Source organism: Bacillus sp. JJ1127, assembly GCF_036965845.1.
GTDB lineage: Bacteria > Bacillota > Bacilli > Bacillales > Bacillaceae_G > Bacillus_A.
Genome location: NZ_JBALQK010000086.1, coordinates 1 through 10,369, shown reverse-complemented (window position 1 = coordinate 10,369; position 10,369 = coordinate 1). Strand labels below are relative to the sequence as shown.

Below are 10,369 nucleotides of genomic sequence, written 5' to 3'. Positions count from 1 at the left end.
CAGATGCTCTCTCCTACCTAACAAGAGGGGTTTTAATTGATGTATATATAATTCGATAAGAGGTCAATCCTTTTCTTATACAATCCTAGGACTAAATCGACAATTGATTACATGTTAAAAAAGCATCAATTATCGGCGAACGTTCTTTAAACGCTAAATGAATGTGCCGATATTGTTTCTGCGTTAATTTTTTTATTTCAATATTCTTATGTGATTTAAAAAATAACTCAGGCCCCATTGTAATCCCAATATTTTGCGAAACCATATTAACAATCGTTTCGCAATTCAGTACTTCTAATATAATATTCGGACGTACTTGGTAATCAGCTAAATTTTTTATTACTAACGGCTGATACGGACCTTTCGGCATGATAAAGTCCATTCCATCGATTTGCTGAACATCCACCATTTTTTGATTCGTCAACGGATGATTTTTCGGTAATCCTAATACGATTTCATCTTTGCTAACTGGGATTGAGCTTATTTGTTTATTTATATTTGCTTCTAAAACAAATCCTATATCAACTGTACCGTTATCAATCCATTCCACTACTTCTTTGTATGTCCCCTCAAACAATAAAACTTTAATACCCGAGTAACTCTGTTTAAGTTCTAATAACATGGGTGGTAATATTTGTGCTGCTGCACTTGTAAATGCCCCAATTTTCAATGTACCTTCCAATCGATTATTCTGCATAGATACTTCTTGTTTAATAGCCACTTCACTCTTCAATACATTTTGAATATGAGGGAAAATACGATTTGCAAACTCCGTTTTTCTAATTTCAGATTGCTTATTCCGATGCAACAAAGGATATCCCAACTCTTTTTCTAAACTAGCAATCGCATGACTAACAGCTGATTGCGTCATATTCAATTGTTCTGCCGCTCTCGTAAAGTTACCTAACTCTACTACCTTTTGAAAAATTTCATATCTAGCTATCGTCATGAATTTTACTCATACCTCTCATGTAAAATATGAATTTCATTAATTTCATTATACCCGTTACGATAAAAAGAGAACAATTCATCAAAAGGAGGATTCACATTGAATAAAATATTTTCATTAACATTTGGGATGTTCGCACTAGGAGTAGATGCTTATATAATGGCAGGAATCTTACCTCAAATCGCTGATGATTTTCATGTTTCGATTGGGACTGCTGGTCAAACCGTAAGCATCTTCACAATCTGTTATGCCATTGCGGCACCTTTGTTTGCTGCATGTATGAGAAGGACAAATACGAAACATACATTACTAGCGGCATTATTCCTTTTCACATTCTCTAACTTCCTAACTGCTATGACTCATCATTTTATGATTTTATTAATTTCTAGAGGCTTAGCCGGTATAGGTGCTGGTCTATACTCACCATTGGCGTCAGCTGCCGCTGTTACATTCGTTTCTGAGAAACGACGGGGAAGAGCACTCAGCACCGTTTTGCTTGGAATGAGTGCGGGAACCGTAATTGGCGTTCCATTTGGTATATATATTGCTTCCATTTATAAATGGCGCATGGCGATGTGGTTTATCGTCGTAATTGGGGCAATCGGAATATTTGCTCTCTTCGCTAAGTTTCCTATGATAGAATCTAGCCCTTTGCCAACATTAAAAGAACGGCTAAGTATGTTCAAAAACAAAAAAATCTCTCTTGTCATGTTTATTACAATGATAGTAAGCTTTTGTAGCTTAGGCTTGTATACATACTTAGATTCCATCATTATTGCATATGGATTCCAAAAATCTATCATGTTTATTTGGATGTGGGGAATCGGTGGAATTGCTGGAAGTTTTATAATTGGATTTATAATAGATTTCTATAAGAAACCAAAGACCATATTACTGTACTTAATGGGAATCATGTTTTTCTCATTTATATGTATGGGAGTTTTCCATGAAACTGCGTTATTGTTAGCCATCTGTTTAATTCTTTGGGGCAGTACAGGATGGGCGGCACTAGCTACTCAGCAAAAAACACTCTTAGAGATGAGTCCAGATCATGCTACTATTTCAATTGCTTTACTTAGCTCTATTAATTATTTTTCAGGTTCCATTGGGACAATGACAAATGGAATATTTTTAGAAAAAGGAATAGACCCTATCACTTTACCTTATATAATAGCCGGTATATTGCTTTTGGCTATAGGGGGACAATTCCTGTTTATAGGTAAAAAAATTGTAAAAGTACGTGAATCTCACTAAATTACTATTCACATAATCTCTTATGCTCTTTCCCACTTTCCACATACTTATGGAACATGTCGTTTGCTCTTTCTGTTTTTACTTCGCATGTGGTCACCATATCAAAAAAGAAAATTGTACGTTTAGACACAATTTACCCGGTTCCTGTACGCTAAGGAACCGATTATTTATTTTACTCCTTTTTTAGAGCATTTTATCTCGTAATGGTCTTAAATTATTGAAATTTGTTTTTTGGTTTAAGTTCCACACATAATCGCCTGTCAATGTAATATGTTCCCAACTAATTGAAATCCTCTGGAATGTTTTCTCCTTTTGCACGTAAAGCATCTACTGCACGTGATATGTATACGGTATTCCATAAAACAATAGCTAAGATAAGAAATTGTAAACCCCTTCATATATTATTTTTTAGAAAACAACAGTTTTCTTCTAATTAACTAAGTTATCTTTATGATAATAACCAGACTTGTTATTTGCTACAAAGAACTGTATCTCACAATTTAAAAAACATATTATGTTAGGCTAATCTAAAACTAAAAATAAGAATAGCATGATGCCCAAATATAAAAAATTTAAATCACTTTAAGTGTGTATATTGTATATATTGTACACATTGTGTATAATGCGTATAGAAGCTAATAAGGAGTTAAAACATGAAAATCTTACTATCTAATAGTTCTAAATCACCCATTTATCAGCAAATCATTGACCAAATTATATTACAAGTATCAAATGGGACATTGAAAGAAAATGATGCATTACCTTCCATGCGTTCATTAGCAAGAGACTTGAAGGTAAGTGTTATTACTTCAAAAAGGGCGTACGAAGAACTTGAAAAAGCAGGTTATATCTACTCTATAGTAGGGAAGGGCTCATTTGTTGCAAAACAAAACAAAAGACAACAAGTGGATGAATCAAGTGATCCAATACGTGAAAAATTTAGTGTAGTCGTTCGGGAAAGTAAAGCTAGTCATTTATTAAGGGATGAGTTAATACAGATTATTAATCGTATTTATGAGGAGGAGTAGAAATGGAAAACATTGTAGAACTGAAAAATATTTCAAAAACATATAAAGGATTTTCTTTAAAAAATGTATCGTTCAACATTAAAAAGGGGTTTGTAACGGGATTCATTGGTGCAAATGGCGCAGGAAAAAGTACAACAATTAAACTAATTATGGATCTTATTAGCAAGGATAGTGGGGATATCAAAGTTTTTGGTAAGGATCATCAAAAGGATCAAGTTTCTATTAAAGAGCGTATTGGATTCGTATACGATGACAATATCTTTTATGAAGATATGACAATTCATCAACTGAAAAAATTCATTGCTCCAGCTTATAAAAAATGGGATGAAAATCAGTTCAAATTCTACATACAGCACTTTGAGTTACCAACTAACATAAAAATGAAAAAGATGTCTAAAGGGATGAAAATGAAGACTTCCCTAGCGTTTGCACTTTCACACCATGCCGAATTTATTATTATGGATGAACCGACATCTGGACTCGATCCTGTATTTCGAAGAGAACTTTTAGACATCCTTTATGATTTAATGGTCGATCAAGATAAAACAGTCTTTTTCTCCACACATATTACAACTGATTTAGATCGTATTGCTGATTATATTGTATTTATTCATAATGGAGAGATTGTGTTTGAAAAAGATATACATAGTATTTCTGAAGAATATGCAATTGTAAAAGGGGATACAGTCTTACTCACATCAGAAATCCGGAAACAATTAATTGGAATTCGTGAAACAAACGTGGGATTTGAAGCACTCACAAGTAACGCCAGCCGTTTACGTACACAATTAGGGAATGATGTACTAATTGAAGAAGCGACATTAGAAGATATTATGTACTATACAAAAAAGGGGAATGTTCAATATGTATAATTTAATATTAAAGGACTTTCGATTGCAAAAATTAATTATGTTACTCTATATCTTTATCACATGCGTTTTTATTGGGACTTTTGGAAGCTTTGGATTAATAGTCGTCTTGGTAGCTTGTTCCTATATGATGAATCTACATTATTATGACGAAAAGAATAATAGTCACAAGTTTATCAACAGCTTGCCGTATAGTAGAAAAACTATTATTATGTCAAAATATATCGGTACAATGTTATTTACACTTATGGTAGTTGTATTTTCTTTGTTGATTCAAGCGGTAATTCAATTTGCATCTCCAACTTATGGAGTTGAAATTGCCAATCCACAGGCAATCGTGGTTAGTGTTCTTATCGTTATGTTATTTACATCCATCTATTTACCATTTTTCTATCGCTTCACCAATAAATATTTGATGGTTGCTGTCAGTATTATTTTTCCTGTATTTGTTGTTTTATGGAGAACAATTGAGGCATCTGTAAATATTACTGACCTTGTATATAGCGTCACTACACAATTTACTATTAATCAACTAATTATACTTACTTCAATCGTTACCATACTTATATTTATCGGTTCTTACTTCTTAACGGTGAGAATTTATAAACGTACTGATTTTTAAAGATTTTTTTAACGGAAATATAAAATAGCTAGTGATAAAAAATTTGAAGGTTATAAATTAACATTAACAGATCATTCTTTAAGTGGTGGTTTATCCGAATACAAAGGTGTTATGAATGATGTTGATGCTGTAAGTTTCGAAGTACCAAATGTAATTGTTTATTACCTAAGGACAAAAAAACCCAAGAAGCATCTACTCTGCTCCTTGGGCTTTCTTTTACTTTCTCTTCGTAACTTTCCCTGAACCACCAACACTTGTTTTAGGGGGAGATGTATTCTTTGGCGGTGTTTTAATTGATGATTTTGGCTGTACATCAGAACCGCTGGAACCACCCGGTGATTTAATGATTTTCCCTTTATTTTCCGTAGATGGTGGAACCGGTTTACTTCCTTTTTCTGTGATTTTCCCTGTATCACCTACAGATGTGTTTGGATCAACCTTATCGCTTCTTTTAATAATAGATCCTTTACCTTGTTTTGTAATAGGCGGCGGTGTTTTCTTTTCTTCTTTTGTAGGTGGTCGTTCTGGGGTAACCGATTTATGATTTTGTCTGTCGTTATATCCACGATAATCACCATGATATGATTTTCGTGAATCAAATATATCGTTTAATATACTCGCCATAATATATCCTTCTAAAAAGGATGGCTGATAATTTTGGCGAACATACTCATTATTACTTATTTCAATTAATGTATCAGATGGCTTCTCCTTATCCTTTTGAATATTATATAGTTTATCAGGATAGACAAGGAACATCTGGTTTTCATCTTTTTTAGACGATTGCTTTGGCTCTTTCTCATCAATCAGTTCCTTCGCAACATCTGGAACTGACCGATTGGCGGCCCTATACACATATGATTCTTGCTTACCATCTTTTGCAACAGATTCTAATGGGTAGCGGTCTTGAATAGACTGTTCATTTCCCCCTCCCAATAATATATAACCAGCAACTAGAAGTATCCCAACGATAACAAAAATAGCGATACCGAGCGATTTAATCATGGTAAACAATCGGTTTGACATGATTATCGCCTCCTTATGTTGCCCTTATAATTTGTACATCCGCAGAAAGAATTGTTTCTCCCTCATACATCATTGTGCGTCCATCTTGCCATTCGATACGAAGTAATTTTCGATTATCTGATTGAAATTCCCACACGTATTGCTCATCCGAAACAGCAAACGGTGTTTTTCCCGTCACAACAACACGTCCGTTATATTGTTCCTCCATATGGTACTCTATATTATCCATTTCAATCGTTGTTGGAATCTCATTTATAGAATCTAATCGCCCATCAATTGGTGTATACAGCTTATAGTAAGTGCTTTCACGGTTTTCGATTTTTAAGTAGCGAATTGTTTTCCCATCTCGTAATGTTAAAACTATTTCATTACGAGAGTGCATACTTGTTTTTCCGATCAATTCATACATCACTAATGAAACTTCGATCATATCCCCAGGTGCTAACGTTAATAGGCTCTTCTCTGGTTTAACAGGCTCTGGGCTTTTCATTATATTTTTAATACGCTTGAATAAACTCATAGTCTATCCCTCCTTTTTTCGTTATAGACAAGCTGCTAAAATGAAGGCTCCGACAATATGTAACGAGCCAGCTAGCAAAGCATGTGCGACATGTCCTTCCTTCGTTCCCTCTTCTAAATCTAATCCAACTGCTTTTTTCAAAACCAGTTCAACAAACATTTGGACAACTAATAAAATAACGAATGAAACAGCCGACGCAAGGAGTGCCTGCCATAAGTCATTTGATTTCGTAATCGATTGTGACAAAATATAACCTTGCGCAAATAACTTCATAGTAAAGCGCGTTGTCACAGCCATATTTCCTTTTTTAATTTCTGATAAATCGTTGTATTTTGTAAAAATAGAATCAATCCACATAAGTACAAATAAAAGAACAGCACTTGCTCCTGTCCATACAAGCATGGCTAACACATTCATCCATGTCATTATGTAACCTCCTCTAAAAGATAATAGAAAACCGACATGATTGGTTTCCAGACATGTCGGTTCCTTTGTCTATTCTATATTATTTCTCATACTGCTTCATAATACGGGCTAATTCATCATCCACAGCTGAATTTTTATTTAAGCTTGCAAATTCGTCATCTAATGATTTTTCTTTTTTGTAGATTTCGCCGCTTGCCTCTGCTTCAGCTTCTAATTGAAGTGCTTTTTCTTCCATACGGCTCAGGCCAGCTTTCGCTGTATTTGCATCAAATCCAGACATTGCCTGATTAATATTCTTTTGTGCTTTCGCTGCATTTACACGCGCTACAAGTGTTTCACGTTTATTACGTAATTCTGTTAATTGCTTACGCATTTCTTCTAGTTTTGCACGAAGGTTATCAGCAGCAGCTTTATTTTGCTCATAGCTTGCTTTATACTCATTCATCTTTTGCTCTGCACTTTGTTTCTCTTCTAGTGCACGGCGAGCAAGGTCAATGTTATTTGCTTGAACTGCCATATGCGCTTGTTCTTCACGTTTCTTTACAAGTGCTTCTTGCTCTTCAAACAATAATTTGAATTTCTTCTCAAGGGCGATTTGAGCTGCCACGCTTTTCTCCGCTTCTTGTACATCCTCTTGCATATCACGTAAATATTGATCCGTCATCTTAACTGGATCTTCCGCTTTTTCAATTAATGCATACACATTTGACATCGTTAAATCTCTTAATCGCTTAAATACAGACATTTAAATTCCTCCTATAAACTGCTTCATATTTCAAATTCAGTAACTGGGAATCTCAAAAAATTTCCTTTACAGTAAGAATATTCATTTCTAAAACCTATGTGTACATTATATCAAAAATAAAACACTCTTACATCTTGTTTTTTAAATATACAAGCGATAATCTGACATTCCCAGCATAACATCTATCCATACTATATACTTACTTTCGATTTCCTCTAAATCCTCTCTCTTTTATCAAATTTTTAACTCTTTTCACTAAATTACATCATTGTAATGTTACTGTAAGCGAACTCGATAGTTTGAAGAACATTATTCTTATAAAATAAAATCAGAAGCCGAGATTAAAACAAAAAAGCTTTGCGAATTTCGCAAAGCTTTTTTCTATTTATTCACGACTTGCTCCATATTAGGACTACAAGTATTTGACTGACACGATTTACTTAAGGCACATGCTGCACATTTACCTTTTTTACTTCTCTTTACAAAATTAATTAACGTATATCCTGCATATCCAAAAATGACAGCTCCAATTACAATATTGACTATCATTATGATACATCTCCTTCTAGAATCCGAGTAAGGATCCAACTTGATATATAACGAGTGTTAATACATACGCAATAATAAGCGGATAAACAACAGAGAAAATTGTCCATTTTACAGAACCTGTTTCACGGCGAATGACAGCTACTGTCGCTAAACATGGAACGTATAATAAAATGAAGAACATAAATGCATACGCTGATAACGCAGTATAGTGCGCCCCCATTATATTTCCTAACGCATCTTCTTTCACCGCATAAATAATTGCCATTGTGGAAACAACAACTTCTTTTGCTAAAAACCCCGTTAAAAGTGATGCTGCTGCTTGCCATGTTCCAAAACCAAGTGGTGCTAATATTGGCGCAATAAAACCGCCAATCACCGCTAAGAAACTGTCTCCCATATCAACGTTAAATCCAGATGGACCAGCATAATTCAGTAACCAAATGATAACAGAGCCACCAAAGATAAATGTACCTGCTTTACGAACAAAGCCTTTTCCTTTTTCCCACGTACTCAACCATAACGTTTTCGCTTGCGGTATACGGTAAGGCGGAAGCTCAATTACAAAAATAGATTTTTCTTCTTTTAAAACTGTAAGAGACATTACTTTTGTAACTAAAAGCGCAAGCACAATCCCTACAATGTATAAGGAGAACACAACTAGCGCTTGACTATGAGGGAAAAAGACTCCTGCAAATAATGCATATACAGGCAAACGTGCTGAACAAGACATAAATGGTGTTACTAACACAGTAAGTAATCTTTCTTTCTCTTGTTCAATCGTTCTTGCTGCCATAATCCCTGGCACATTACAACCAAAGCCGATAATCATTGGAATAAATGCCTTCCCGTTTAATCCAAAGAACTCCATAATACGGTCCATAACAACCGCAATTCGAGCCATATACCCTGAGTCTTCTAATAACGAAATAAAGAAGAACAATGCAAAAATTTGCGGAACGAATACTAATACCGCACCAACACCGGCAATAATCCCATCCGTAATAAGTGCCTTTATAAAATCAGATGCACCAATACTTGTAAGGCTTGCTGTCACCCAATCCGTAAACTGTCCACCAATAAATGCATCAAACAGATCCGATAAAGGTGTCCCAATCCACGTAAACGTAACCTGAAAAATAAAAAACATAACAGCTAAAAAGATTGGAAGACCTAAAATTTTATGTGTAATTAACTTATCGATTTTTTCTGAGAATGGAATTTTCCCTTCTTTTTCATACTGAATAACACTTGTTTTTAACTTTTCAATATACGCTGCACGTGTATTGTAAATATGCTGTTCTAGCGTACCATCAATTGCTGCTTCTAAAGTAGAACGAATTGCTACTAGGTCCTTATAGATTGGTAATTGTTTTACCTCTTGCTCTACTACTTCGTTATTGCTTAAAAATTGAAGTGCTAGCCATCTTGGATACTCATAGTTTTCCTTAGTGAGAAGCTCCATAATGTCTGCAATTCCCGCATCTATTTGTTCACCATAGGAAAGAATGAATGGCTTTTTCTCTTTCTTTTCACTCTCATGAAGAGCAGCAAGTAACTCTTCGCAGCCTTTTCCACTTCTTGCAACGACAGGCACAGCCGTTACTCCTAATATTTCTGATAATCTTTTTACATCAATAACGATTCCGCGCTGCTTCGCAACATCGATCATATTTAAACCGATAGAGACTGGCTTACCAAATTCTAATAATTGCAGTGTTAAATGCATGTTGCGCTCAAATTGAGAAGAGTCAACAATATTCAGCATATGTTGAAATTCTTCTTTTAATAGGAAGTTTGTAACGACACCTTCATCTCGAGAAAGAGGATTTAAATCATATACACCTGGTAAATCAATTAATGTCCCTTGCTTATTCTTTAACTTACCAACCTTCTTTTCTACCGTTACCCCGCTCCAGTTTCCTACATATTCATAAGAACCTGTTAGCGCATTAAATAATGATGTTTTTCCTGTATTCGGGTTCCCTAGTAACGCAACCTTATTCACGCCAATTCCACCTTTATCATTTCCGCGTCACAATGACGAATGCTAATTAATTGTCCACGACACTCTAATGTACATGGTCCTTTAAACATCGCTTTTTGTTTTAAACGAAGTTCACTTCCTTCAGAAAGACCAAATGCAGCTAATCTACGTTTTAATAATTTATCTAATGATTGTATATTTTTTACTAATACCATTTCACCTATTTTAATATCAACTAAGCTCATAATTTTCCTCCCTAGAAGATAATGATAATTATTTTCAATAAGATTATAACACATTCTATGAATCAAAGACTATACCTTTTTTTTTACATTTATTAACGCTTTCATAAAATGATACTTACATACTATATAAATCCCTGCTATGCAAAATAAAA

Annotated in this window: 12 protein-coding genes and 1 pseudogene; 4 read left to right on the top strand and 9 right to left on the bottom strand. The window is 34.5% G+C overall.

The window, feature by feature from the left end; translation table 11 throughout:
* Nucleotides 1-91 precede the first annotated feature (91 nt).
* On the bottom strand, nucleotides 92-949 hold the full coding sequence (locus tag V7183_RS09995) for a LysR family transcriptional regulator (RefSeq protein ID WP_335359368.1): 858 nt from the start codon (nucleotides 947-949) through the stop codon (nucleotides 92-94).
* Nucleotides 950-1,048: 99 nt separating this feature from the next.
* On the opposite strand from V7183_RS09995, the gene V7183_RS09990 reads away from it, so the two are divergent.
* Nucleotides 1,049-2,203, top strand: a complete 1,155-nt coding sequence (locus tag V7183_RS09990; RefSeq protein ID WP_335359367.1) for an MFS transporter — start codon at nucleotides 1,049-1,051, stop codon at nucleotides 2,201-2,203.
* Nucleotides 2,204-2,386: 183 nt separating this feature from the next.
* Here the strand turns inward: V7183_RS09990 and V7183_RS09985 are convergent.
* A pseudogene (locus V7183_RS09985) lies at nucleotides 2,387-2,594 on the bottom strand (Tn3 family transposase); the annotation flags it as partial.
* A 262-nt stretch (nucleotides 2,595-2,856) separates the two neighbouring features.
* On the opposite strand from V7183_RS09985, the gene V7183_RS09980 reads away from it, so the two are divergent.
* Genes V7183_RS09980 through V7183_RS09970 form a run of 3 tightly spaced genes read left to right on the top strand, consistent with a single transcriptional unit; the run spans nucleotide 2,857 to nucleotide 4,722 of the window.
* Nucleotides 2,857-3,231, top strand: a complete 375-nt coding sequence (locus tag V7183_RS09980; protein WP_097898536.1) for a GntR family transcriptional regulator — start codon at nucleotides 2,857-2,859, stop codon at nucleotides 3,229-3,231.
* A 2-nt stretch (nucleotides 3,232-3,233) separates the two neighbouring features.
* On the top strand, nucleotides 3,234-4,103 hold the full coding sequence (locus V7183_RS09975) for an ABC transporter ATP-binding protein (protein ID WP_097898535.1): 870 nt from the start codon (nucleotides 3,234-3,236) through the stop codon (nucleotides 4,101-4,103).
* Complete coding sequence (locus V7183_RS09970; protein WP_097898534.1) at nucleotides 4,096-4,722, top strand: ABC-2 transporter permease; 627 nt, start codon at nucleotides 4,096-4,098, stop codon at nucleotides 4,720-4,722. The genes V7183_RS09975 and V7183_RS09970 overlap by 8 nt, the downstream gene beginning before the upstream one ends.
* A 216-nt stretch (nucleotides 4,723-4,938) precedes the next feature.
* Here the strand turns inward: V7183_RS09970 and V7183_RS09965 are convergent, their stop codons facing one another.
* The 7 genes from V7183_RS09965 to V7183_RS09935 all read right to left on the bottom strand — a co-directional run bounded on the left by V7183_RS09965 (nucleotide 4,939) and on the right by V7183_RS09935 (nucleotide 10,217).
* Nucleotides 4,939-5,748 (bottom strand): DUF4247 domain-containing protein, encoded by an 810-nt coding sequence (locus V7183_RS09965; RefSeq protein WP_335359366.1) that lies wholly within the window; start codon nucleotides 5,746-5,748, stop codon nucleotides 4,939-4,941.
* Between the two features lie 13 nt (nucleotides 5,749-5,761).
* Nucleotides 5,762-6,268, bottom strand: coding sequence for a DUF4178 domain-containing protein (locus tag V7183_RS09960; RefSeq protein ID WP_097898532.1), 507 nt, complete (start codon nucleotides 6,266-6,268; stop codon nucleotides 5,762-5,764).
* Between the two features lie 21 nt (nucleotides 6,269-6,289).
* Entirely contained in the window at nucleotides 6,290-6,694 is a 405-nt protein-coding gene (locus V7183_RS09955) for a DUF350 domain-containing protein (protein WP_097898531.1), read from the bottom strand.
* Nucleotides 6,695-6,773: 79 nt separating this feature from the next.
* Entirely contained in the window at nucleotides 6,774-7,439 is a 666-nt protein-coding gene (locus tag V7183_RS09950; protein ID WP_097898530.1) for a PspA/IM30 family protein, read from the bottom strand.
* Between the two features lie 381 nt (nucleotides 7,440-7,820).
* Nucleotides 7,821-7,988, bottom strand: coding sequence for a FeoB-associated Cys-rich membrane protein (locus V7183_RS09945; RefSeq protein WP_097898529.1), 168 nt, complete (start codon nucleotides 7,986-7,988; stop codon nucleotides 7,821-7,823).
* Nucleotides 7,989-8,004: 16 nt separating this feature from the next.
* Complete coding sequence (gene feoB, locus V7183_RS09940; protein ID WP_335359365.1) at nucleotides 8,005-9,993, bottom strand: ferrous iron transport protein B; 1,989 nt, start codon at nucleotides 9,991-9,993, stop codon at nucleotides 8,005-8,007.
* A complete protein-coding gene (locus V7183_RS09935; protein WP_097898527.1) occupies nucleotides 9,990-10,217 on the bottom strand; it encodes a FeoA family protein in 228 nt (75 codons plus the stop codon). The genes feoB and V7183_RS09935 overlap by 4 nt, the downstream gene beginning before the upstream one ends.
* Nucleotides 10,218-10,369: the final 152 nt, after the last annotated feature.